Below are 24967 nucleotides of genomic sequence, written 5' to 3'. Positions count from 1 at the left end.
TAGGTTTGATGCAAATCCTTCGCTGCGTCGCGCTCTCGGCGGCGCTTGCATTGCTTCCGGGTGTCGCTTGTCCGCAAGGCAAGACCGCCCCCAAGGACGCAAAACTCTATTTCATCACCCCGCATGACGGACAGAAGGTGCGCGGCGGATTTCTGGTTCGGTTCGGCTTGCGGAACATGGGCGTGACGCATGCCGGCGACGACTACCAGAACGCCGGCCATCATCATTTGCTGATAGACGTCAACGACCCCGTCGATCCCAAGGAGCCGATCTTGCAGGACAAGTCGCATCTGCATTTCGGGGCAGGGCAGACCGAAACTCTTCTCGACCTCCCGCCCGGAACGCACACACTTCAACTCGTGCTCGGCGATGCCAAGCACTATCCGTTCGAGCCGCCCGTCGTGTCGGACAAGATCACGGTGCGCGTCAGGCCGTTGCCTCAGCGCGGCAAATGATCACCGGAGGCTGGCGTTGAACTTGTCCAGCATCGCCGAGCCCGGGCACAGCGTGTCCGCTTCCAGCGTGTTGAGCGGCGTCTCCACCGTGTTGAGATGCTCGTGCAGATCTTCCGCGTCGGGATCGACGTAGAGCAGGCCGGTGACGATCTGGCCCTTGGCGGCGTGCTTCTGGAGGAAGGTCTGGGCACCGAGCCGGTCATGCGGATCGTAGTCGGCGTCGATCTTGCGCAATGCGATCTTGCTGCCATCATGCTGTTCGACCATTTGCACCGTGCCTGGTGCGTAATCCACCGCGATGGGGTCGCGGCCGACCAGCACATCGAGCCGGTTCACCGCGTCATTGTGCTCGCGGACATAGTCGAAGCTCTTGGTCGAGCCGGCGTGGTTGTTGAAGGCGATGCAGGGGCTGATGACGTCGATGAACGACGCGCCCTTGTGGCCGATCGCCGCCGCGATCAGCGGCACGAGCTGGGACTTGTCGCCGGAGAACGAGCGCGCGACGAAGGTCGCGCCCAGTTGTAGCGCGATCGCGACGAGGTCGATGGCGTTGTCGGTGTTGGTGGCGCCCTTCTTGGATTTCGAGCCGCGGTCGGCGGTCGCGGAGAATTGGCCCTTGGTCAGGCCATAGACGCCGTTGTTCTCGACGATATAGGTCATGTTGACGCCACGCCGGATCGAATGCGCGAACTGGCCGAAGCCGATCGACGCAGAGTCGCCGTCGCCGGAGACGCCGAGATAGATCAAATCGCGGTTGGCGAGGTTGGCGCCGGTCAAGACCGACGGCATGCGGCCATGCACGGTGTTGAAGCCGTGTGAATTGCCGAGGAAGTAGTCCGGCGTCTTCGAGGAGCAGCCGATACCCGAGATTTTTGCCACCCGGTGCGGCTCGATCGAAAGCTCGTAGCAGGCCTCGATGATCGACGCCGTGATCGAGTCATGGCCGCAGCCGGCGCACAGGGTCGAGATCTTGCCTTCGTAGTCGCGATGGGTGTAGCCGAGCTCGTTCTTCTTGAGGCCCGGATGATGGAATTTCGGCTTTGCAATGTAGGTCATGACACGGCCTTGCGGAGCGGGGTCACCTTGAGGTGATCCTGGTGGTCGCCAATGGCTTTTGCGATGAAGCGGGCGGTGATCGGCGAACCGTCGTAATGCACGATCGGCACGAGCCGCACCGGGTCGATGCCGTTCTCGTTGACGATGAGCTGGCGCAGCTGGCTGTCGCGGTTCTGCTCGACCACGTAGACGAAATCGTGTTCGGCGAGGAAGCTCGCCACGCTCGAGTGGAACGGGAAGGCGCGGATGCGCAGGCGGTCGAGCTGATGCCCGCGCGTTTCCAGCAATCCGATCGCCTCGTCCATCGCCGGCGTGGTCGAGCCGAAATAGATCACGCCGTATTTGGTCGGCCGTTCCGCATTGGCCTGCAGCGGCCGCGGCACCAGATCCTGCGCGGTCTCGAACTTGCGCATGAGACGCTGCATGTTGTCGGCGTAGACCGAGCCTTCCTCGGAGTACCGCGCATAGCGATCACGCGAAGTGCCGCGGGTAAAGTAGGAGCCCTTGGTCGGATGCGTGCCGGGATAGGTGCGGTAGGGGATGCCGTCGCCGTCGACGTCGAGATAGCGGCCGAAGTCACGGCCTTCGTCCAGCATCTCCGCGGTCATGACCTTGCCGCGGTCATATTGCTTGGCGTCGTCCCACTTCAGGGGACGGCAGAGCCGGTGGTTCATGCCGATATCGAGGTCGAGCATCAGGAAGATGGTGGTCTGGAGCCGCTCGGCGAGATCGAAAGCGGCGGCTGCAAATTCGAACGCTTCAGCCGGATCTTCCGGGAACAGCAGCACATGCTTGGTGTCGCCATGCGAAGCATAGGCGCAGGCGATGATGTCGCATTGCTGGGTGCGGGTCGGCATGCCGGTCGAGGGACCGGCGCGCTGGATGTTCATGATCACGGCCGGGATTTCGGCGAAGTATGAAAGGCCGATGAACTCCGTCATCAGCGAGATGCCGGGGCCGGAGGTCGCGGTGAATGCGCGCGCGCCGTTCCAGGAGGCGCCGATCACGATACCGATCGAAGCCAGCTCGTCCTCGCCCTGCACGATCGCGTATTTCGCCTTGCCCGTATCAGGATCGTGCCGGTACTTCTTGCAGTGAGCGGTAAAAGCCTCCGCCACGGACGAGGACGGCGTGATCGGATACCAGGCGCACACGGTGGCGCCGCCATAGACGGCGCCGAGCGCGGCGGCGCTGTTGCCCTCGATGAAGATGCGGTCGCCGACCTTGTCGGACTTCTTCACCCGCAGCCCGGTCGGGCATTTCAGGTTCTGCAGCGCCCAGTCGCGGCCGAGATGCAGCGCGTGGACGTTGGAGGAGAGCAGTTTCTCCTTGCCCTTGTACTGCTCGCCGATCAGCTGCTCGATCAGTTTCGGATCCATGTCGAGTAGCGCCGAGAGCGCGCCGAGATAGATGATGTTCTTGAACAGCTGGCGTTGGCGTGGATCGGTGTAAGTCGAGTTGGTGATGGCGGTCAGCGGGACGCCGATCACGGTGATGTCGTCGCGGAATTTCGTCGACGGCATCGGCTTGGTGGAATCGTAGAACAGATAGCCGCCGGGCTCGATGCCCGCGACGTCCTTGTCCCAGGTCTGCGGGTTCATCGCCACCATCATGTCGACACCGCCGCGGGCCCCGAGATGGCCGTGTTCGGTCACCCGCACCTCGTACCAGGTCGGCAGGCCCTGGATGTTGGAGGGGAAGATGTTGCGTGGGCTCACCGGAACGCCGTGACGCAGGATTGCGCGCGCGAACATTTCGTTGGCGCTGGCCGAGCCCGATCCGTTGACGTTGGCGAAGCGGACGACGAAGTCGTTTACGCTGCTGATCGGCTTTTTGTCGGACATGCTGAACCTGCGTGAGTCATTTCGATCAAATATTTCTGCATGTCCCAGGCTCCGGTGGGACAACGCTCGGCGCACAGCCCGCAATGCAGGCAGACGTCCTCGTCCTTGACCATCACGCGCCCGGTCTTGAGGTCACTGGACACATAGAGGTCCTGGTCCGGATGCGGCGAGGGTGCTTTCAGGCGCTGACGGAGATCGCCTTCCTCGCCGTTGTCGGTGAAGGTGATGCAGTCCATCGGGCAGATGTCGACGCAGGCATCGCACTCGATGCAGAGCGAGGTCGAGAACACGGTCTGCACGTCGCAGTTCAGGCAGCGCTCGGCTTCGCCCAGCGCGAGCTTGACGTCGTAGCCGAGCTCGACCTCGGTGCGAATGTCCTTCAGCGCGATAACCTTGTCGCGATGCGGCACCTTGAAGCGTTTGTCGTTGGAGATGTCGTTGTCATAGCTCCATTCGTGGATGCCCATCTTCTGCGAGGAGATGTGCACATCCGGTAGCGGTCGCTCGGTGATGTCTTCGCCCGAGAGCATCTTGTGGATCGACAGCGCGGCGTCGTGGCCCTGCGCCACGGCCCAGATGATGTTCTTCGGCCCGAACGCGGCGTCGCCGCCGAAGAATACTTTTGGGTTGGTGGATACGAACGTCTTCGGATCGACCTTGGGCATGTGCCATTTATCGAACTCGATGCCGCAGTCCTGCTCGATCCAGGGGAAGGCGTTCTCCTGACCGACCGCGACCAGCACGTCGTCGCATTCGATGGTCTGGTCCGGCTCGCCGGAGGGCACGAGGTTACGGCGGCCCTTGGCGTCGTATTCGGCCTTCACTTTCTGGAAGGTGATGCCGGTGAGCTTGCCGTTGTCGTGGACGAAGGCGATGGGGACGAGGAAGTTGAGGATCGGGATGTCCTCGTGGAGCGCGTCTTCCTTCTCCCAGGGCGAGGCCTTCATCTCCTCGAAGCCGGAGCGCACGACGACCTTCACCTCTTCGCCGCCGAGGCGGCGCGCGGTCCGGCAGCAATCCATCGCGGTGTTGCCGCCGCCGAGCACGATGACGCGCTTGCCGATCTTGTCGGTATGACCGAACGAGACCGAGGACAGCCAATCGATGCCGATATGGACGTTGGCGGCTGCTTCCTTGCGTCCGGGGATGTCGAGCTCGCGTCCGCGCGGTGCGCCGGAGCCGACGAAGATCGCGTCATATTTCTCCGCGAGCAGCGCCTTCATGCTCTCGATGCGATGGCCGCCTTTGAAGTCGACGCCGAGATTGAGGATGTAGCCGGTCTCCTCGTCGATGACCGAATTGGGCAGGCGGAACTTCGGGATCTGCGAGCGCATCATCCCGCCCGCCTGGGGGTCACCGTCGAACACGGTGCAGTGATAGCCGAGCGGCGCCAGGTCACGCGCGACCGTCAGCGAGGCGGGGCCACCGCCGACGAATGCAACACGCTTGCCGTTTTTCGCCGAAGGCCGCGGCAGGCGCTGCGTGATATCGTCCTTGAAGTCGGCGGCGACCCGCTTGAGGCGGCAGATCGCGACCGGCGTTTCCTCGACGCGTCCGCGGCGGCACGCCGGCTCGCATGGACGGTCGCAGGTGCGTCCCAGAATTCCGGGGAACACGTTCGATTTCCAATTGATCATGTAGGCGTCGCTGTAGCGGCCTTGGGCGATCAGTCGGATGTATTCGGGGACGGGGGTGTGTGCAGGACAGGCCCATTGGCAATCGACCACTTTGTGAAAGTAGTCGGGGGCCGCGATATCGGTCGGTTTCATTCCTACCCTGTCCGCGCAGGCTCAAAGACCCCCGCGGCCTTTTCTTGAGCTTGGCGAACGCTAACTCGCTTCGATCTGGTTTCTGAATGACGTCATTGGGTTAGCTTATTAGAACCCTTCCGAAGTACAACGGCAAATTTTCGCGCTTCCCCTCTTTCATGGGAGCTCCGCGCGCAAAGCATTAACGGCCGCGCGGGTATGCGGCGGTGCAGCATGTTGCGATGCGTCCGATTGCTTAATTGTGAGCGATGTCGCTCTTCGCGAGATCCCACATGAGGCTGTAGGTGCCGACCGACACAGGAGGCGGGAATGGCGCCGCGGCCGGGCCGGTGAAGCGCTCGGCGATCAAGGCCGAGACCGCGCTGACATGCGTGCCGTCGACCAGCACGAACCAGTCGCGCGCGCCTTCGTTGCGTACCGCCGGAATGTCCGCGGTCGCGCCCGACAATTCGGGTTCGCTCTCGAGCAGATGCATGGAGATGACGCCCTCGCGCTGTTGCGGCGCCAGCTTTTCTTGCAGCGCGTCACGCCATGCCCCGGCATTCTCAGGCGTCGGCCGCAGCCGCACCACGCCGAGCGCAGCCCCGCGCCCGGTACCGTTGCTGATGGTGATACGCGCGACAACGCGGAGCATGTCCTTGAAATGCGCCATGTTCCGCCGCGACCATTCGGTCTGATTGGCGAGCCGCGCCCGGTAGGCGGGGCTGTCGAGCACGTCGAGCGTTTCGGTCGAATACAAAGAGAGATATTTGGGATTGGCGGCGTGAGCGACATAGCGCCGCGCCTCGATGAATCCCTCGATCGCGACGCGCTCTTCCAGATGCTCGCGATCGTACCAGCGGTTGAAATCGGCTTCGTGTGCCGCGTCGATGTTCATCGACGTCAGCAGCATGCCTGTTCCGGCGAGCGGCATTTTCTTGTTGTCCTTCCCATCCACACCCTCATGGTGAGGAGCCACGAAGTGGCGTCTCGAACCATGAAGGCCCGGCTTTCGCATCTCGGGGCCTGCATCCTTCGAGACGCGCTCCTTCGAAGCGCTCCTCAGGATGAGGAGATAGATCTATCGCGCGGCCTTCGAGGCGAGATCCGCGATCGACTTCATGACCGCGTCCCGCACGCCGGCATCATAGAGCGAATGTCCGGCTTCTTCCACGATGCGAATCTCGGAACCCGGCCACACTTTCGCGAGCGCCTGAGATGTCTCAGGAGGGCACAGCAGATCGTAGCGTCCCTGGACGATGATGCCCGGAATGCCATCGAGCTGACCGGCGTTCCGCAACAACTGGTTCTCGGACATGAAGCTGTCCTGGACGAAATAATGCGCCTCCATGAATGGCGTCGCAGGCAATGTGCGCCACACATTTAGCGAGGCCAGGTCGATCCGCGTCTTTGCCGCCTTGTGCTCGGACAACGCGCGCTCGGTATCATGCCACGCGCGCGATGCTGGGCCGTGCACAGCGGGATCGGCATCGAGGATGCGGCGCCAATAGGCGTCGACCGGCCGGTCGCGCTCCCCGACCGGCAGGACGCTCAGGAAGTCCGCGTAGAGCGCGGGATAGAACTGGGACAGGCGCGAGGTGAAGGCCGTCTCCACTTCCGCTCGCGTACCCAAAAACGTCGCGCGCAGCGCGATGCCGGAGACGCGCTCGGGATGCGCCTGCGCATACGCCAGCGCCAGCGTCGCACCCCAGGAGCCGCCGACCACCATCCAGCGGTCGCAGCCGAAATTTTCGCGGATTTTTTCCATGTCCGCGATCAGGTGCGCCGTGGTGTTGTGCTCGCGCGATCCCTTCGGCCGGCTGCGGCCGCAGCCGCGTTGGTCGAACAGCACGGCATGAAAACGGTCGGGATCGAACAGCCGGCGATGGTCGGGCTGGCAGCCGCTGCCGGGGCCGCCATGCAGATAGACCGCAGGGATTCCGTCAGTGCGGCCGGTGCTCTCGACATAGAGCTCGTGGCCGTCGCCGACGTCGAGCATTTCGGAGGACAGCGGCGCAAAGGGATCGGTACGTTTAGCGGATGCGGCCGCGTCGGCGTCAGGCACCATTCTCGGATTCCAGAGTGCCGCCGGCGAAATTGCGATAGAGGAAGCGGTTGGTTTCGCCCTCAGCTTCGCGCTCGGCCTGCTTGAAGATGGTCTCGTGCAGCGGCGACAGCGCGCAGGCCGGATCGGTGTTCGCGGCGTCGCCGGTCAGCGCAAAAGCCTGGCAGCGGCAGCCGCCGAAATCGATCTCGCGGAATTCGCACGACTTGCACGGCTCCTTCATCCAGCCGGTGCCGCGATAGCGGTTGAAGGCATCCGAGTTCTGCCAGATCCAGGCGATCGAATGGTTGGAGCGCACCGATTCGAAGTCGAGCCCGGTGATGCTCTCGGCGGCGTGGCAGGGCAGCACCTTGCCGGCCGGGGAGATGTTGAAGAATTGCCGGCCCCAGCCGCCCATGCACTTCTTCGGCCGCAGCGCGTAATAGTCGGGCACGACGTAGTCGATCGTCAGCCGGCCCTTGAGCCGCTCGCGCGCTTCCTCGACGATACGGGTGCACTCGTCGAGCTGCGCCACCGTCGGCATCAGCGCGGCGCGGTTCTTCAGCGCCCAGCCGTAATATTGCACGTTGGCGACCTCGAGCCGGTCGGCGTCGAGATCGATCGACATCTGGATGATATCAGGAAGCTGATGCAGGTTCTGCCGATGCATCACCGCATTTACGGTGAGCGGCAGGTCGAGCTCGCGCGTCCATTTTGCCACTTCGAGCTTCTTGTGGTGCCCGCCTCTGTAGCCGCCGACGCGATCGGCGAGGGCTTCTTCAACGCCCTGGAAGCTGATCTGTACATGGCAGAGCCCGGCATCGGCCAGCTCGCTTAGCCGCTCGCGTGTCAGCAGCACGGCGGAGGTGATGAGGTTGGTGTAGAGGCCGACGTCGCTGGCATGCTTGACCAGCTCGACGAGGTCTTTGCGCGCGGTCGGCTCGCCGCCGGAGAAATGCACCTGAAGCACGCCGATCTCGGCGAGCTCGCTCAGGACTTTCTTCCATTCCTCGGTAGTCAGCTCCTTGCCCGAGCGGTCGAGCTCGACCGGGTTGGAGCAATAGGGGCATTGCAGCGGGCAGCGATGCGTGATCTCGAGCAGCACAGCGAGCGGAATGCCGAATGTTTCCGCCGTCGAGCGCTGCTTTTCGAGCACCGCGAGGCTGTCGCTGGCGTCAGCCGGGATGGTGGGATTACCGAGCACATCGCTCATGACGTCTTCTCCCGGGCCTCCGTGAGAAAGCCCTTGTCGGCGAGATCCTGCAGCATGGCGATCACGTCGGTGAGGATCGCGTCGCGCGGCGCGGCGTATTTCGCGGCCAGCTGGTCGGAGATGTCGCCGACATTGCGCTCGCCGTTGCAGAGCTGCAAGACCTCGACCGCGATCTCGTCGGGCGCCAGCACGCGCTCGGGCGCCAGGATCACCCAGACTTTTCGCGTTTCGTCATACTTCAGCTTGGCGTGCCGCGGCAGAATCGGCCGGCTCGTCTCGCTGACGCTGATGTTACGCGGCCCGGCCATCGGTTGTTCCCTCAGCTCGCCTTTTGGTGTTCGTGGGGCACGAACGCGCCCGGCGGAATGTGGCCCTCGACATAGGCGTGTTGGAGCGCGTCGAGCTGCACCCATAGCACGTTGGTCTTGAAGATCAGCGCGTTGCAGACCAAGGCACGCTCTTCCGGCGTCCTCGCATGGGCCTTGACATAGTCGAGCGCGAAGCCGGCGTCCCGCGGTGCCTGCGCCAACCGCCGCTTGAAATAGCTCATGGTGTCAGGATTGACGAAGTCGTAGTGCTCCAGCATGCCGGAGATGCGCTCCTCGTGCAGGTTCGGCGCAAACAATTCGGTGAGCGAGGAGGCGATCGCCTCCAGCGGGCTCTTTTCGCGGCAGTAGTGGACATAGGCTTCGACCGCAAAACGCGTCGCCGGCAGGATGCCTTCGGTCGACTCCACATAGGTCGTGTCGAGCCCGAGGCCGTCGGTCAGCTTGAGCCAGCGCTCGATGCCGCCCTCAGAGCCGATATCGCCGTCATGGTCCTCGATGCGGTGGCGCCATTCCAGCCGGGTGGCGCGGTCGCGGAAGCGCGAGATCACCACCGCGTCCTTGATCGGGATCGTGCTCTGGTAATAGTACCGGTTGAGCGCCCAGGCCTGCACCTGGCCCTTGTTCAGCTTGCCGCCGTGCAGCAGCTTATGGAACGGATGCAGGCTGTGATAGCGCGTCGCCCCGATATGGCGCAACGTCGCCTCCAGCTCCTCGGCGGAGTTGAGCTTGATGTCCTTGCCGATCGAGAGCGAGGTCATTCCAATCAGTGACGCGGCATTCACAGCACGATCTCCGTTCCGTCAGCGGGTATCTGCCAGCCCGCCGCTTCAGCGGCCTTGCGCTCGGGTGATGCGGGCAGCAGCGCCGGATTCGAGTTATTGATATGCAGAAATATCTTCCTGTCGAGTGTGAGATCGGCGAGCCGCGCAATGGCGCCGTCGTCGCCGGACATCGCGACATGGCCCATGCTCTTGCCGGTCTTATGGCCAAGCCCGGCCCTGATCATCTCGTCGTCCTGCCACACCGTGCCGTCGAAGAACACCAAAGCGGCGCCGTCGATCTCGGCCTTGAGCGCGTCGGTGACCTCGGCGCAGGCGGCGATGAAGTAGAAGCACTTGCCGGTCGATTTGTCGGTGATCTTCAATCCCAGCGTATCGCCGTCGCCGCTCTCGCCGCCCGGATGCGCCTTGCCTTCCAGATACCAGGCCGATTTGCCAGATACCGCGAAGGGCAGCAGCTCTAGTCCTGAGCGCGTCCCGTCCGGCAGCCGCGGCTCGAACGGCTCATCGATGTCGATCGGCTGGCGCCGCACGTTCTTTTCGTTCAGCACGTTGAAGATGCTGTTGGCCTTCAGGATCGCCAGCACCCTCTCATGCGCATAGATCGTGAAAGGCGAGCCCTCGCGCATCGACAGCAGGCCTGCCACCGCGTCCACTTCGCTGTTGGTCAGGATCACGCCTGCGATCGGGGTGTGGCGCAGCGCGCCTGCCTTCGGATGCAGCTGCGGCGTGGCATTCAATTGCTGGCGGAGGTCGGGGGAGGCGTTGATCAGGAACCAGTGCTCGCCGTCGCCGCTGAAGGCGACCGAGGCCTGGGTTCTCTGGAGCTCCTGGCCGTTTTCACGGGCCGCCCGGCAGCCCTCGCAGCCGCAATTCCACTGCGGCACTCCGCCGCCGGCTGCGGCGCCCAGGACGACGACGCGAAGCATGATCCGTCTCCTGGAAGGAACGCTGCGAGGTGGATCTCAGGCCAACACAGTTTCCGTCGTTCGGAAACCTGCCGTGACCGAGAGACCCACCTGCGCTGAACGCAGATCGCCAGCCGCTTACTTGCGGGTGGCGCTCACATACATGTTGATTTCCATGCCACAGGGCACTTCGACGATCTTCGGTGCTTTCCAGGCCATTTCGGCTCTCCATTTCGCGAATTCGGACGTATCCGCCCAGCCCTTAAGTTAGTGCGGGCGGAAAAGTTCGCTAGTGAAATCTTCCCGATAAAGCCATGTTGCGGCGCGAAATATCGGGGTTGGAACACCGCTTTTGATGAGGCAGTCTTGCGCCAAGGGGCATTCGGCCGCGAGCGCTGTCCTGATAAAGCAGTTGTGAGTGCAGTGCAGCTTTCAATCCGGTACAGGCGACCCAATTGGATCTCGGTGATGCCCAAATATTTCTTCAACACCCGCATCGGCAACGAACTGATCGTGGATCCCGAAGGGGAGGTCCTGCGCAATCCCGATCGCGCCTGGGAGGTCGCCCGCCAAATGATCCTTGAGGTCCTGAAATCGGAAGGCACCCAGCCGGCCCTGATGGAAGCTGTCATCGAGGTCACTGACGTCGAAGGCGAGATCGTGCTCGAATTCCCCTTCACCGAGGCGCTCCTCGACATGCCCGACCAGTCCGCCACGCGGCATTGAGCCCCCAGCTCTCTCCCCGTCACAGCAATGACGGAGGCATCCCTGCGAAATCTGCATGACTTTGCCGCGTTCCCGGGGCTAAAAGGGCCCGGTTATACGGAGCAAGCCATGCAAGATCTCTGGCGCCTGTCCGCCGCCGACCTCGTCACCCTCGTCAAAGCCAAAAAGGTTTCCGCCAGGGAAGCCGCCAAGGCCGGCCTCGCCCGGCTCGATGCCGTCAACCCCATCCTCAATGCCGTGATCGATCATCGGCCGGAGGACGTGCTCAGGCAGGCTGATGCCGTCGATGCCGCCATTGCCAGGGGGGAAGACCCCGGCGTGCTGGCCGGCGTGCCCGTCACCATCAAGGCCAATGTCGACCAGGAGGGCTTTGCCACCACCAACGGCCTGAAACTCCAGCGCGACCTGATCGCGCGCGAGGACAACCCGGTGGTCGCCAATTTCCGCAAAGCGGGCGCCATTCTCCTTGGGCGGACCAATTGCCCGGCCTTCTCCTATCGCTGGTTCACCACCAATCTGGTCCATGGCGACACCAAGAACCCGCGCGACGCCTCGCTGACGCCGGGCGGCTCGTCCGGCGGCGCCGGTTCGGCGGTCGCGGCCGGCATCGGCCATATCGCCCACGGCACCGACATTGCCGGCTCGATCCGCTATCCCGCCTATGCCTGCGGCGTGCACGGCCTGCGCCCGACCCTGGGCCGCATTCCCGCCTTCAACCCGGCGCTGCCCGAGCGTCCGATCGGGCCGCAGATCATGGCTGTGTCGGGACCACTGGCGCGCACCGTCAACGATCTCAGAATTTCGCTCGCCGCGATGTCGGCCCGCGACATCCGCGACCCCTGGTTTGTGCCAGCGCCGCTGGAAGGTCCCGCGCGGCCGAAGCGCGCCGCGCTCTGCCTCAACCCTGACGGGCTTGCGACCGCTCCCGAGGTGAAGGCGGCCGTCATCGATTCCGGCAAGCGGCTGGAACGCGCCGGCTGGACCGTCGAAATGATCGAGAACACCCCGCCGATGCGCGAAGCGGTGGAGTGGCAGACAAAACTCTGGCTCGGCGACGGCTACGAGGCGCAGCTCGAGATGGCCGAGCGTGAGGGCGACCCCGGCGCGCTGGCGTGCCTCCGCGGCAACCGCGCCAAGGTCACGCCGATGGACCAGGCGAACTACGCCAAGGCGTTGACCCGCCGCGCCGCGCTGACCCGCGAGTGGATGCTGTTCTTCGAGACATATGCCGTGCTGCTGACCCCGGTGTCGGGCGAGCTGCCGTTCCCGGATCATCTCGACCGCAAGGACGACGAGTCCTTCAATCGCGTCTGGGAAGCGCAACTGCCGCAGATCGCGATTCCCTTCATGGGATTGCCGGGCCTCGCGGTCTCCACCGGTCTCGTCGGCAAGGCGCCGGTCGGCGTGCACATCGTGTCCGGCCGTTATCGCGAGGATCTTTGTCTGCTTGCAGGCGAGGCGATCGAGGCGGGCGGCGTGCCGCCGTCGCCGATCGACCCCGTGGGTTAGCGATGTCTGCGATCTACGACTTCAAGGCCAATTCGCTTGCGGGCGATGAAGTCGCCCTGAAACGTTTCGAAGGGCAGGTGCTCCTGATCGTCAACACTGCGAGCAAATGCGGCTTCACGCCGCAATATCGCGGGCTGGAGGATATTCATCGCGAGCTCTCGCCGCGCGGTTTTTCGGTGCTCGGCTTTCCCTGCAACCAGTTCGGCGCGCAGGAGCCGGGGCCGGCGAGTGAGATCCAGGCGTTCTGCTCGTCTCATTACGGCGTCACCTTCCCGCTGTTCGAGAAGATCGACGTCAACGGTGCCCATGCGCATCCCTTGTATGAGTACCTGAAACGCCAGCAATCCGGACTGTTGGGCGCCTCCATCAAATGGAATTTCACAAAATTCCTGGTTGATCGCGCCGGCAAGGTGGTTTCGCGCTATGCGCCGACCGCGCGGCCCGAAGGATTGCGGCAGCAAATCGAGACCCTGTTATGAGCGAGACAATCATGAGCGACGAATTTCCGGACCGCCTCTCGGTCAATCCGAACAGCCCCCATTACAACGCGGACATCCTGGCGCGCGACGTCGGCATCCGCTTCAAGGGCGTCGAGAAGACCAATGTCGAGGAATACTGCATCAGCGAAGGCTGGGTCCGCGTCACCGCAGGGAACGCCAAGGACCGCCACGGCAACCCGCTGACCATCAAGGTGCACGGCCCGGTCGAGCCGTATTTCAGGGATAAGAAATAGAACTCGCCGTGCTCTCTCCACTCGTCATTGCGAGCGAAGCGAAGCAATCCAGAATCTTTCCGCAGTGACAACCTGGATTGCTTCGTCGCTTCGCTCCTCGCAATGACGAAAGTAAAAGGTCCCCCATGTCCGTCCGCATCGTCGACGTTCGCGAGATCACAAAACCAATCTCTTCGCCGATCCGCAACGCCTATATCGATTTCACCAAGATGACGACGAGCCTGGTTGCCGTCGTCACCGACGTGGTGCGCGACGGCAAGCGCGTCGTCGGCTACGGCTTCAATTCCAACGGCCGCTACGGGCAGGGCGGCCTGATCCGCGAGCGTTTTGCCTCGCGCATCCTGGAGGCCGATCAGAAGTCGCTGCTGAATGCGGCCGGCGACAATCTCGACCCCGACAAGGTCTGGGCCGCGATGATGACCAACGAGAAGCCGGGTGGCCATGGCGAACGCTCGGTCGCGGTCGGCACTATCGACATGGCTGTGTGGGATGCGGTGGCGAAGATCGCGGGCCAACCGTTGTTCCGCCTGCTGGCCGAACGTCATGGCGTCATAGCCAATCCGCGCGTGTTCGTCTACGCCGCCGGCGGCTACTACTATCCCGGCAAGGACCTCTCGATGCTGCGCGGTGAGATGCGCGGCTATCTCGATCGCGGCTACAACGTCGTGAAGATGAAGATCGGCGGCGCGGGAATCGAGGACGATCGCACGCGTATCGAGGCGGTATTGAAGGAAATCGGCAAGGACGCGCAGCTTGCGGTGGACGCCAACGGCCGCTTCGATCTAGAGACCGGGATCGCCTACGCCAAGATGCTGCGCGATTATCCGCTGTTCTGGTACGAGGAGGTCGGCGATCCCCTCGACTACGCACTGCAGGCTGCGCTCGCCGAATTCTATCCGGGGCCGATGGCAACGGGCGAAAACCTGTTCAGCCACCAGGACGCCCGCAATCTGATCCGCTACGGCGGCATGCGGCCCGATCGCGACTGGCTGCAATTCGACTGCGCGCTGTCCTACGGCCTGTGCGAATACCAGCGCACGCTGGAAGTCCTGAAGACCCACGGCTGGTCGCCAAGCCGCTGCATCCCCCATGGCGGCCACCAGATGTCGCTCAACATCGCAGCCGGCTTAGGCCTCGGCGGCAACGAGAGCTATCCCGACCTGTTCCAGCCCTATGGCGGCTTCCCCGACGGCGTCCGCGTCGAGAACGGCCACATCACCATGCCCGACCTGCCGGGCATCGGCTTCGAAGGCAAGTCGGACCTCTACAAGGAAATGAAGGCGCTGGCGGAATAGGCCGCGCTGGGGCCGCACACTCCGTCATTGCGAGATGTAGCCTCTGCTCCGTCATTGCGAGCGTAGCGAAGCAATCCAGAATCTTTCCGCGGCTGGCAGTCTGGATTGCTTCGTCGCAAGAGCTCCTTGCAATCACGGTGGAGGGGGCTCTACGATTCATCCTCTTCATCGCAAGCGTCGCTCGCGATCATCTATAGGTTGTGTTATCGTGAATGCTCTCGTAACAGAGCACGATCATGAAGCAGCCCTGCGTGTACATGTTCGCCAATCGCCGTAATGGAACGATATACATCGGCGTCACATCCAATCCGCCGCGCCGCGCGTTCGAACATCGCGAGGGCTCGGTGAAGGGGGTCTCCTCGAGATACGGCTGCAAGCTCCTCGTCTGGTACGAGTTGCACGGAACAATGATCGACGCGATTGCACGCGAGAAGCAAATCAAGGGCGGCAGCCGGGCAAAGAAGCTCGCGCTGATCGAGAGCGTCAATCCAGAGTGGATGGACTTGTACGACACGTTGATCTGACCGCCGAGTGAGCAGCGGTTGTCAGTCGCATGCCGTCGCGCCACACTCCGTCATTGCGAGCGCAGCGAAGCAATCCAGAGTCTTTCCGCGGAAAGACTCTGGATTGCTTCGTCGCAAGGGCTTCTCGCAATGACGGTGGAGGGAGCTGGCTCGTTCGGGGGCGCCTAGGCTCGCAGCGGGCGAAGGGCTCGAGTTGGGCAAGGTGTCGCCACATTCTCCGTCATTGCGAGCGTAGCGAAGCAATCCAGAATCTTTCCGCGGCTGGCAGCCTGGGTTGCTTCGTCGCAAGAGCTCCTCGCGATGATGGCGCTGCGCTGGCCATGACGATATGGCGCGAGCCGTCGCTGCCTACGACAGCCGCATATCCAGCAGCCTTCGTCCTTCGCCCCTCAGCAGCTTCTTCACCGCGCTCGAAGCCACGACCACGCCGTCATTGGCGTAGGCTTCGTGGTTCTTCTCGATGTCGTCGAGGCGGTAGAGGTAGTTGACCATCACGCCGGCCGACTCCCGCACGCCCTTCGGCGAGAGATCGCCGAGCCAGTTGATGCGCTCGAGGCGGGCGCCGTTGCCGAGATGGAAGCGCGCGACAGAGTCGATCAGCTTGCTCTTCGGCGTGCGCGCCTTGAGGAAGTAATACGCCGCGAGCGGTTCGATCACGCCACGCAGCAGCGTTGTCGTCTCGGGGTTCTCGAACCATTTGGAATCGTCGAGACGCTTCAGCACTTCGCGGTCCTCGTCCGACAGCGGCAAATCCTTGTCCTGCTTCACCCATGGCATGAAGCCCGGCACCGGCGACAGCGTCACGAAATTGTCGAGCTTCGGCGTTTCCCGGCGCAGCTCCTCCACCACCTGCTTGATCAGGAAGCTGCCGAAGGAGATGCCGCCGAGACCGCGCTGGGTGTTGGAAATCGAGTAGAACACGGCGGTGCGCGCGCGCTCGATCGGGACGGATGGGCGATCGACCGCGAGCAGCGGCGCGATCGCGCCGGGGATGGTCTCGGTCAGCGCGACCTCGACGAAGATCAGCGGCTCGTCGACCATTGCGGGATGGAAGAAGGCGTAGCAGCGGCGGTCGACCGGATCGATGCGGCGGCGCAGATCGTCCCAGTCGCTGATCTCGTGTACGGCTTCGTAACGAATGATCTTTTCGAGGATGTTGGCCGGGGTCGACCAGTCGATCCTGCGCAGCACGAGAAACCCCCTGTTGAACCACGAAGAGAGAAGATGCGAGACGTCGCGATCGAGCGCGGCGAGATCGGTGTGCCCGTTCATCATGCCGAGCAGATCGGCGCGCATGTTGACGAGATCGCCGGTGCCGCCGGGCGCGCGGTTGAGGCGGCGGATCAGCTCCTGCCGGCGCGGCTCGGAGGCGAAGTGAAGGGCGCTGGCATCCTCGTCGGCCGGCTTGGCACGCCATGTCTCGATCGCCTTGGACAGGCGTTCCCGATCCGGGCCGAAATCACGCACCAGTGCTTCGAAGAAGGTGCGGCGTCCCGTCTCATCCAACTCCTGGTAGGTGTCGAGCACCTCACGCGCCATGGCAGTGCCCGAAGCTTCGCCCCGGCCCGACAGCAGCGCACCGCAGAGCTCGATCAGCCCGTCGGCATCCTGCGTGGTGTCAGCAGAATCCCCGCGACGAAGCAGCGTGCGGCCACGCTCGGAGATGGTGGTGAGCAGGTCGGAGAAGAAGGCGTTGGCCATCTGAGCTTTCGTGTCAGGTTTGTGCGGTGCGGGAAGCTTACACCGGATTTAGGTGGAAGCCGATCACAATCAAGCGGAAGGAATGAGGCATGCTTGTCATGCCTTTCCCGCAAATTCCGTCGGCGTTCGCCCCGTCACCTGGCGGAACGCCGCCGAAAACGCCGGCACGCTGGCATAGCCGAGCTGGGTCGCGAGCTGCTTCACCGACATTCCGGCATCCGTCGACAGAAGCTGGATCGCTGCCGCAATTCTTGCGCGCTGGCACCAGCTCTTGAAGCTCAATTGCGTCTCTGTCGAAAACAACCGCGACAGCGTACGCGCGGAGGTTCCGACCTCGCGCGCGAGCGTGTCGATGTCGTGCAGGCCGGTCGGATCGTCGAGCACGATCATGGCCGCGCGCCGGCAGCGCGGCTCGTGCGGAAGCGGCACGAAGGTCGCGGAATCCTCGGCCTGGACCAATTCCAGCATCACCAGGCGAACCAGCAGATCGGTCCGCTCCTCGGTATTGCGGACGTCGAACAGCGCGAGGATCGCCTGATTCAGCAGCGGCGACACCCGCACCACGAATTCCTTGGTCAGTCCCTCATGGCGCCGCTCGCGCTTCAGCCAGGACAGGTCGAAATACAGCGTGCGCATCTCGATGTCGGCGAGTAGGTCGATGGCGTGCTCGAGCCTCGCGGGGACCCAGACCGCGCGGTCCGGCGGCACCAGCCAGCGCCCCCCGGGCGTCGTCACCTGCATGGTGCCCTTGGCCGCATAGATCAGCTGCGCCTCGCGGTGCATATGCGGATCGATCCGCATGCCCTTGGGATAGTCGCGCGCAACCAGGTGCACCCCGGCGGTCGAGCGGTGGTTGCCCCGGACCTCCCGGAGGATTGGCGTTTCGACGACAGTCATTGGCAGCATCCCGTAATGCGCCTGACATATAACTCATTTCGGAGCAGGAGAGGATTCCCATGAACAGCCCCAGCCGGGTGATCAGTTTCGTCAACGCCGGCCATTTCATCGACCATTATGCGATGCTGATCTTCGCCGCCGCCGTGATCATCATGGGACCGGCGCTCGGCATGGCGTATTCGGAACTCCTGCCCTACGCGACGCCGGGCTTCGTCGCCTTCGGTGCGGGCTCGCTGCTCACCGGCTGGCTCGGCGACCGCTGGAGCCGCCGCCACATGATGCTGATCTTCTTCGTCGGCATCGGTCTTTCCATGATCTCGGTCGGCTTCGTGCAGACCCCGGCGCAGCTCGGCGCGGCGCTGTTCACCATCGGCATTTTCGCCTCGATCTATCATCCTGTCGGTACCGCGATGATCGTGTCTTACGCGGACAAGCTCGGCCGCGAAATGGGATTGAATGGCGTCTGGGGCAATCTCGGCGTTGCCTCGTCGGCGCTGGTCACCGGCGTGATCGGCCAATATTTCGGCTGGCGTTTGGCCTTCATCGTCCCGGGCGTCGTGACGATCATGATCGGCATCGCGTTTGCGATGATGGTCGTGCACGAGGACCGCAAGGGCTCGAAGCAGGCCGCGGCGCAGGCGCGCGTCGCCAAGCAGGACATGTGGCGCGTGATCCTGTCGCTGCTGATCGTGGTGATCGCAATCTCCACCACGTTCAATGCCGTCACCGTCGCGCTGCCAAAACTGTTTGCGGAGCGGCTTGCCGATCTCACCAAAAGCCCGGCGTTGCTTGGCGTCATCGCCGCCTGCGTCTACGTGTTCGGCGCGATGACGCAGTACACGATCGGCCGGCTGCTCGACCGCTATTCGCTGAAGACGGTGGCGCTGCCGCTGTCCTTCATGCTGGCGCCGTTCCTGTATCTGGCCGCGAGCCTGTCCAATCTGCCGCTGATCCTGGTCTCGATCGGCATCGTCATGGGCGCGTTCGGGCAGGTCACGGTCAATGACGCCATGGTCGGCAAGTACACCAGCGAGGAATGGCGTTCGCGCGCCTATGCCGTGCGCTATTTCATCGGCTTCACCGCAGCCGGCGCCTCCGTCGGTCTGGTTGCGTGGCTCTACGAGCAGGGCGGCTTCGTCACCATGCTGCACGCCTTCGCCGCGCTCTGCCTGCTCGCGATCGCAGCGGCGATCATCCTGCCGCGCGAAATCAGGACGCCGCAGGCGGTGTGAGGGGGAACGCTCTCGTGTCCCGGACAAGCTGCAACGCGCGAGCGTTGCGGCGCAGAGCCGGGACCCAGAGGCTGCGAATTCCCATGTGGCATGGGCCCCGGCTCTGCGGCGCACCGCCGGAGTGGCGCTGCGCCGCGTCCGGGGCACGAGTGCGGCGTAAGGCCGGGACTCTCTCGTCATTGCGAGGAGCCCTTGCGACGAAGCAATCCAGAATCCTTCCGCGGAGGGACCCTGGATTGCTTCGCTTCGCCGCTTCGCTCGCAATGAAGGGGATGAGGAGGCAGCCCGCGCATGCCACCCGATGATGCCATTGTGCCGGTGTTTTGCCCGACGGAGCAAGTGGTTTCGGCAAAGACGAAATTTCTTCAGCCTTTTCAGCCCCATCTCTACTGTGCATGGGGTTGTTTTCGCGTTTTTTGTTGTTGCCCCCCAACTCGCCGCAAGCGACGGGAACCCGCTCCGCCTCCCGCGGGTTCTATCCCCGTCCGGCACCTTGCCGGGGCAAATGAAGGGGGAAGACACCTGCATGCATTGGAGCCTGCTCCGACCGGTCGGCCTTGTCCCCGCGGCTCTTGTCCTCACCACCATTGCGGCCGCTGCCGAGGGCGGCAAATCGGCCGGTCCGTCCGAATTCCTGCTGGTTACGCAGATCGTGCTCTTGATCGCGGTCGGCCGCGGTCTCGGCGAGACCATGCAGCGCATCGGCCAGCCCTCGGTGATCGGCGAATTGCTCGCCGGCATCCTGCTCGGCCCGTCGCTGTTCGGCTGGATCTGGCCTGACGCGCAGCACGCGATCTTCCCCAAAACGCCCGAGCAGAAAGCAATGATCGACGGCATCGCTCAGTTCGGGATCCTCCTGCTGCTACTGCTGACCGGCATGGAGACCGACCTCAAGCTGGTCAGGAAGGTCGGCAAGGCCGCGATCGCGATCTCGATCGCCGGCATCCTCGTGCCCTTCGCCTGCGGTTTTGCGCTCGGCGAGTTCCTGCCCGATGCATTGCTGCCGAACCCGCAAGCCCGCCTGGTTGCGTCGCTGTTCATGGGCACGGCGCTATCGATCTCCTCGGTGAAAATCGTCGCCGTGGTCGTGCGCGAAATGAATTTCATGCGCCGCAATGTCGGCCAGATCATCGTCGCGACCGCCGTCATCGACGACACCATCGGCTGGATCATCATCGCAGTGATCTTCAGCCTCGCCTCGCACGGCACGCTGGATATCGCCTCGGTGGCGAAAGCCGTGCTGGGCACGCTGGCCTTCCTCGCCATCAGCTTCACCATCGGCCGCCGCCTCGTGTTCCAGCTGATCCGCTGGGCCAACGACAATCTCGTCAGCACCGCGCCTGTCGTCACGGTGATCCTGCTGCTGATGAGCGTGATGGCGCTGATCACGCATCTGATCGGCGTCCACACGGTGCTCGGCGCCTTCGTCGCCGGCATTCTGGTCGGAGAGTCCCCGATCCTGACGAGGCAGATCGACGAGCGCCTGCGCGGATTGATATCGAGCTTCTTCATGCCGGTATTCTTCGGCCTGGCCGGCTTGAGCGCCGACCTCACGGTGCTGCGCGATCCCAATCTCCTGATGCTGACCGGGCTGCTGGTCGTGATCGCCAGTGTCGGCAAGTTCGGCGGCGCCTTCGTCGGCGGCACCTTGGGCGGGCTGAACACAAGGGAGTCGCTGGCGCTCGCGAGCGGGATGAACGCGCGCGGCTCGACCGAGGTGATCATCGCCACCATCGGTCTTTCGATCGGCGTGCTCAGCCAGAACCTGTTCACGATGATCGTCACGATGGCGATCGTGACCACGATGGCGATGCCGCCGATGCTGCGCGCGGCGCTGGCAAAGCTGCCGATGAACAAGGAGGAGCAAGAGCGCCTGGAGCGGGAAGAGTTCGAGAAGCGCGGCTTCGTCGCCAATCTCGAACGTCCGTTGCTGGCAGTGGACGAAAGCGTCAATGCCACCTTCGCCGCCCACATTGCCGGCCTGATCGCCGGGATGCGTGGCCTGCCGATCACCGTGCTGCACATCGGCAAGCGCGCCAAGGAGCGGGAGAAGGGGAGCGGCGAGGAAGAAAGCCCCGAAGTGGTGGTGAAGAAGGCCGCCGAGACCGTGTCGGCGCATGGCGATGGCGATGCCGGCAACGTCGACGTTACGACGCGTGTCCGCAAGTCGGGGCTCGGCGAGGCAATCGGAGATGAGGCAAAGAAGGGCTTCGATCTTCTGGTCATCGGCGTCGACAAGGTCACTGCCGCCAAGAATCGCTTCGATCGCGAAGTTGAGGACATCGCAGCGAAGTTCGAAGGACCGCTCGCAATCCTGGCGGCGAAGGGAAAGCACCTGAAGCAGCCGATGCCCGACGCGCTCAATATCCTCGTTCCGGTCTCCGGCAGCGGCGTCTCCAAGCGCGGTGCCGAGGTCGCGGTGGCGTTGACCCAGGCGGCGGGATCAGGCTCGCTCCGCGTGATCTATGTCGCGACGACGCGCGACAAGGGCGCGCAGCGCGGCGCCTCTCGTGGTCTGAGTCAGGAGGCCGGCATCCTGAAGGACGCCAGCGATCTCGCTGCCCGTTATGAGGTCGACATCACCACGACCTTGCGCGTGAACCGAGCGCCGGAGGCGGCGATCCTGCGCGAGATCGAGACCACCGATGTCGATCTCGTGGTGATGGGCGTCGACCGCATCCAAGGCGACCATCTCTCCTTCGGCGGCGTCGCCGACGCCGTGCTCAGGCAGGCGAAGGTCTCGGTGCTGCTGGTGTCAAGCGGCGAGGCGCGGCAGACCTCCACCGAGAAAGCCTAGGACCTCACCTCGGTCGCCGCCGCAGCCTTCGGCGCCTTCTTCGACGCGCGCCAGTTCTCGAAGCGTTGCACCACCACGAAGAAGGCCGGCACGAACAGCACCGCAAGGCATGTCGAGGCCAGCATGCCCGAGAACACCGTGATGCCGATCGACTTGCGCGCGCTGGCGCCGGCGCCGGTCGCGATCACCAGCGGCACGACGCCGAGGATGAAGGCGAACGACGTCATCAGGATCGGTCGAAAGCGGGCGCGCGCAGCTTCGATGGCGGATTCCAGCACCGGCTTGCCGTCGCGGCCGTGCAGCTCCAGCCCGACCTCGACGATCAGGATGGCGTTCTTGGCCGACAGCGCGATCAGGAGGATCAGGCCGATCTGGCAGTAGAGGTTGTTGTCGATCTTCAGGCCATTGAGGATCAGCATGGGCCCGATCAGCGACAGAGGCACCGCGAGGATCACCGAGATCGGCGCGTACCAGCTCTCGTATTGGCCGGCGAGGACGAGATAGACCAGCAGCATGGCGAGCCCGAACACCCAGTAGATCTGGTTGGAGACAGCCTTCTCCTGATAGGACATCGCGGTCCATTCGTAACCGGTGCCCGGCGGCAGCGTCTTGTCCGCGATCTCCTCCATCAGCTTCAGCGACTGGCCCGAGGAGTAGCCCTGCGCCGGCAGGCCGATGACGGTCGAGGAGGGATAGAGATTGTAGAGGCTGATCAGCGAGGGGCCGGTGGCCGGCGTGATCGTGGCGACGGTGCCGATCGGGATCATGTCGCCGTTCGAGTTGCGCACCTGCAGGTTGGCGATGTCGCGCTCGGTGACGCGGAACGCGGGATCGGCCTGCGTATAGACCTGGAACACGCGGCCGAACTTGTTGAACTGGTTGACATAGGACGAGCCGAGATAGGTCGACAGCGCCGCGAACACCTGGTCCGTCGTGACGTGCAGCGTCTGGGTCTTGATGCGGTCGATCTCGACGTTGAATTGCGGCACCGAGGAGCGGAACGACGACTGGACGCGCTGCAGCGCGCTCTGGCTCTGGCCGTTACTGACCATCGCGCTCGTGATGGCCTGGAGCTTGCCGAAATCGCTGTTGCCGTCGCGCAGCTCGACTTGCATCGAGAAGCCGGCCGCGTTGCCGATGCCCTGGATCGGCGGCGGCGGCAGCACCAGCGTGCGCGCCTCCATGATGACCGCGAGCTTGTCGTTCAGTCCGTAGACCAGCGAGCGCAGATCCTCGCCCGGTCCTTTGCGCGCGTCCCAGTCCTTCAGGATGATGTAGGCGACGCCGGCGTTGGCAAGGCTGGCGCTGTTGTCGAGCGCGGAGATGCCGGCGATGGTGATGACCTGCTGGACTCCAGGCGTGTCCTTGATCAGCTCGGCCGCTCTGTCGAGCACCTTCTGGGTTCGCTCCAGCGCAGCGCCGTCGGGCAGTTGCACGGCGGCGATCAGATAGCCCTGGTCCTCGATCGGCAGGAAGCCGGTCGGCACCCGGGACAGGCCGTAGCCGCCGATTCCGATCAGCACCAGCGCGAATGCGACCGAGACCGTGGCGTGCCCGCACAGGAAGCTGATCAGCCTTGTGTAGCCCCGCTCGACGCGGTCATAGACATTGTTGAAGCCGCGATAGAAGAAGTTGCGCTTCTCCGGCGGCACCGTCGGCCGCAGCCAGAGCGCACACTGCGTCGGCTTCAGCGTCGCCGCGTTGATGGCGGACAAAAGCGCCGTTGCCGCGATCACCAGTGCGAATTGCGAATAGATGCGGCCCGTGAGGCCCGCGAGGAACGAGGCCGGCAAGAACACCGAGATCAGCACCAGGGTGATGCCGACGATCGGCGCGAACAGCTGGTCCATCGCCTTGATCGCGGCGTCGTGGCCGTTCATGCCCTGCTCGATGTTGTGCGCCGCGCCTTCCACCACGACGATGGCGTCGTCGACGACGATACCGATCGCAAGCACGATCGCGAACAAGGTCGACATGTTGATGGTGAAGCCGAGCGCCGCCATCGCGGCGAACGCGCCGATGATGGTGACAGGCACCGTGGTCGCCGGCACCAGCATCGCGCGCCAGTCCTGCAGGAACACCAGGATCACGACCAGCACCAGGAGGCCGGCCTCGATCAGCGTCATGTAGACCTCGTGCACCGAGGCCTGCACGAATTTGGTGGTGTCGAACGGCGTGTCGTACTTCATGCCCTGCGGGAAAGCCTTGGCGAGCTCCGCCATCTTCTTTTCGACCGCCTGCTCGACCTGGAGCGCGTTGGCGCCGGGCGACTGGAACACGCCGATGCCGGTGGCCGGCTGCTTGTTCAGCGAGAAGATCTGGCTGTAGGTCTGCGCGCCCAATTCGACCGAGCCGACGTCGCGCACCCGGGTGACGTCGCCGCTGCTGCCTGATTTGACGATGATGTTCTCGAACTCGGTGGTGTCGTCGAGCCTGCCGTTGACGTTGAGCGTGTACTGGAACGCCTGTCCCGGTGGCGTCGGCGGCGCGCCGACCTGGCCGGCCGAGACCTGCTGGCTCTGCTGCTGGATCGCCTGGATGACGTCCTGCGGCACCAGGCCACGGACTTGCAGCTTGTTCGGATCGAGCCACACCCGCATCGAATACTGGCCGGCGCCGAACACGGTGACGTTGCCGACACCGGGCAGGCGCGAGAGCTCGTCGCGGAGATTGATGGTGGCGTAGTTGCTCAGATAGAGGCTGTCGAAGGTCTTGTCCGGCGAGGTCAGCGTCACGAACAGCAGGATCGACGTCGATCGCTTCTGCACGGTGACGCCCTGGTTCTGCACCGACTGGGGCAGTTGCGACAGCGCGCTGGAGACCCGGTTCTGCACCAGCACTTGCGCGAAGTTGAGGTCGGTGCCGATCTTGAACGTCACCGTCAGCGTATAGGTGCCATCGGAGCCGCTGTAGGACTGCATGTAGAGCATGTCCTCGACGCCGTTGACCTGCTGCTCGATCGGCAGCGCCACGGTGTCGATCACGGTCTTGGCGCTGGCGCCTGGATAGCGCGTGGTGACCTGCACCGTCGGGGGCACCACATCGGGATATTGCGCGATCGCGAGATTGAACAGCGCGACGCCGCCGATCAGGATCATCAGCAGCGCGATGACGTTCGAGAGGACTGGCCGCTCGATGAAGAATTTTGAGATCATGGCTGGCGGCCCCTCACTTGGC

At 63.8% G+C, this 24967-nt stretch carries 22 protein-coding genes; 9 read left to right on the top strand and 13 right to left on the bottom strand.

All coding sequences use genetic code 11. The features are described 5' to 3' along the window. Positions 1–8 precede the first annotated feature (8 nt). Positions 9–455 (top strand): DUF4399 domain-containing protein, encoded by a 447-nt coding sequence (locus tag IVB27_RS08195; protein WP_247442778.1) that lies wholly within the window; start codon positions 9–11, stop codon positions 453–455. On the opposite strand, the gene IVB27_RS08190 is transcribed toward IVB27_RS08195, so the two are convergent. From IVB27_RS08190 to pqqA, 10 genes are all read right to left on the bottom strand, one after another. Continuing rightward, positions 456–1511: a 2-oxoacid:ferredoxin oxidoreductase subunit beta gene (locus IVB27_RS08190; protein WP_247339269.1), complete on the bottom strand. Its 1056-nt coding sequence runs from the start codon at positions 1509–1511 to the stop codon at positions 456–458. It abuts the gene before it with no gap. Then, positions 1508–3355 carry a 2-oxoacid:acceptor oxidoreductase subunit alpha gene (locus tag IVB27_RS08185; RefSeq protein ID WP_247339267.1) on the bottom strand — a complete coding sequence of 616 codons (1848 nt, stop codon included), beginning with the start codon at positions 3353–3355 and terminating at the stop codon, positions 1508–1510. Before IVB27_RS08185 ends, IVB27_RS08190 begins: the two co-directional genes overlap by 4 nt. Beyond that, complete coding sequence (locus IVB27_RS08180) at positions 3325–5124, bottom strand: FAD-dependent oxidoreductase (protein WP_247442777.1); 1800 nt, start codon at positions 5122–5124, stop codon at positions 3325–3327. The genes IVB27_RS08185 and IVB27_RS08180 overlap by 31 nt, the downstream gene beginning before the upstream one ends. A 235-nt stretch (positions 5125–5359) precedes the next feature. Further along, positions 5360–6037, bottom strand: a complete 678-nt coding sequence (locus tag IVB27_RS08175) for a DUF4286 family protein (protein ID WP_247442775.1) — start codon at positions 6035–6037, stop codon at positions 5360–5362. A 147-nt stretch (positions 6038–6184) separates the two neighbouring features. Further along, entirely contained in the window at positions 6185–7171 is a 987-nt protein-coding gene (gene pip, locus IVB27_RS08170) for a prolyl aminopeptidase (protein ID WP_247442773.1), read from the bottom strand. After that, positions 7161–8360, bottom strand: a complete 1200-nt coding sequence (pqqE, locus tag IVB27_RS08165) for a pyrroloquinoline quinone biosynthesis protein PqqE (RefSeq protein ID WP_247442770.1) — start codon at positions 8358–8360, stop codon at positions 7161–7163. The genes pip and pqqE overlap by 11 nt, the downstream gene beginning before the upstream one ends. After that, entirely contained in the window at positions 8357–8668 is a 312-nt protein-coding gene (gene pqqD, locus IVB27_RS08160; protein WP_247442767.1) for a pyrroloquinoline quinone biosynthesis peptide chaperone PqqD, read from the bottom strand. The genes pqqE and pqqD overlap by 4 nt, the downstream gene beginning before the upstream one ends. Positions 8669–8679: 11 nt before the next feature. Next, on the bottom strand, positions 8680–9447 hold the full coding sequence (pqqC, locus tag IVB27_RS08155) for a pyrroloquinoline-quinone synthase PqqC (RefSeq protein WP_249811284.1): 768 nt from the start codon (positions 9445–9447) through the stop codon (positions 8680–8682). 20 nt (positions 9448–9467) lie between these two features. Continuing rightward, positions 9468–10397, bottom strand: coding sequence for a pyrroloquinoline quinone biosynthesis protein PqqB (pqqB, locus tag IVB27_RS08150; RefSeq protein WP_247442761.1), 930 nt, complete (start codon positions 10395–10397; stop codon positions 9468–9470). A gap of 117 nt (positions 10398–10514) precedes the next feature. Further along, positions 10515–10595 carry a pyrroloquinoline quinone precursor peptide PqqA gene (gene pqqA / locus IVB27_RS08145; RefSeq protein WP_007595659.1) on the bottom strand — a complete coding sequence of 27 codons (81 nt, stop codon included), beginning with the start codon at positions 10593–10595 and terminating at the stop codon, positions 10515–10517. 249 nt (positions 10596–10844) lie between these two features. On the opposite strand from pqqA, the gene IVB27_RS08140 reads away from it, so the two are divergent. From IVB27_RS08140 to IVB27_RS08115, 6 genes are all read left to right on the top strand, one after another. Next, entirely contained in the window at positions 10845–11102 is a 258-nt protein-coding gene (locus IVB27_RS08140) for a DUF6894 family protein (RefSeq protein ID WP_247339247.1), read from the top strand. Between the two features lie 108 nt (positions 11103–11210). Next, positions 11211–12611, top strand: coding sequence for an amidase family protein (locus tag IVB27_RS08135; RefSeq protein WP_247442760.1), 1401 nt, complete (start codon positions 11211–11213; stop codon positions 12609–12611). A gap of 2 nt (positions 12612–12613) precedes the next feature. Next, positions 12614–13090 (top strand): glutathione peroxidase, encoded by a 477-nt coding sequence (locus IVB27_RS08130; RefSeq protein ID WP_247442759.1) that lies wholly within the window; start codon positions 12614–12616, stop codon positions 13088–13090. Then, positions 13087–13344, top strand: a complete 258-nt coding sequence (locus IVB27_RS08125) for a DUF3297 family protein (RefSeq protein ID WP_247442757.1) — start codon at positions 13087–13089, stop codon at positions 13342–13344. Before IVB27_RS08130 ends, IVB27_RS08125 begins: the two co-directional genes overlap by 4 nt. Before the next feature lie 125 nt (positions 13345–13469). Next, positions 13470–14639 (top strand): mandelate racemase/muconate lactonizing enzyme family protein, encoded by a 1170-nt coding sequence (gene tarD, locus IVB27_RS08120; protein ID WP_247442754.1) that lies wholly within the window; start codon positions 13470–13472, stop codon positions 14637–14639. Between the two features lie 236 nt (positions 14640–14875). Then, positions 14876–15163 (top strand): GIY-YIG nuclease family protein, encoded by a 288-nt coding sequence (locus IVB27_RS08115; protein WP_247442753.1) that lies wholly within the window; start codon positions 14876–14878, stop codon positions 15161–15163. 348 nt (positions 15164–15511) lie between these two features. Here IVB27_RS08115 and IVB27_RS08110 read toward each other — a convergent pair whose 3' ends face one another. After that, on the bottom strand, positions 15512–16864 hold the full coding sequence (locus IVB27_RS08110) for a malonyl-CoA decarboxylase (protein WP_247442752.1): 1353 nt from the start codon (positions 16862–16864) through the stop codon (positions 15512–15514). A 96-nt stretch (positions 16865–16960) separates the two neighbouring features. Continuing rightward, complete coding sequence (locus tag IVB27_RS08105) at positions 16961–17761, bottom strand: AraC family transcriptional regulator (protein ID WP_247442751.1); 801 nt, start codon at positions 17759–17761, stop codon at positions 16961–16963. Between the two features lie 59 nt (positions 17762–17820). Between IVB27_RS08105 and IVB27_RS08100 the strand changes: the two genes are divergently transcribed. Both IVB27_RS08100 and IVB27_RS08095 read left to right on the top strand, forming a co-directional pair. Further along, positions 17821–18993 (top strand): MFS transporter, encoded by a 1173-nt coding sequence (locus IVB27_RS08100; protein WP_247442750.1) that lies wholly within the window; start codon positions 17821–17823, stop codon positions 18991–18993. 526 nt (positions 18994–19519) lie between these two features. Beyond that, positions 19520–21790 carry a cation:proton antiporter domain-containing protein gene (locus IVB27_RS08095; protein WP_247442745.1) on the top strand — a complete coding sequence of 757 codons (2271 nt, stop codon included), beginning with the start codon at positions 19520–19522 and terminating at the stop codon, positions 21788–21790. Here the strand turns inward: IVB27_RS08095 and IVB27_RS08090 are convergent. Next, positions 21787–24945 carry an efflux RND transporter permease subunit gene (locus IVB27_RS08090; protein ID WP_247442735.1) on the bottom strand — a complete coding sequence of 1053 codons (3159 nt, stop codon included), beginning with the start codon at positions 24943–24945 and terminating at the stop codon, positions 21787–21789. The two genes, IVB27_RS08095 and IVB27_RS08090, sit on opposite strands and share 4 nt — an antisense overlap. Positions 24946–24967: the final 22 nt, after the last annotated feature.

The organism is Bradyrhizobium sp. 197, assembly GCF_023073375.1.
Lineage (GTDB): Bacteria > Pseudomonadota > Alphaproteobacteria > Rhizobiales > Xanthobacteraceae > Bradyrhizobium.
This window is presented reverse-complemented; position numbering and strand designations above follow the sequence as displayed.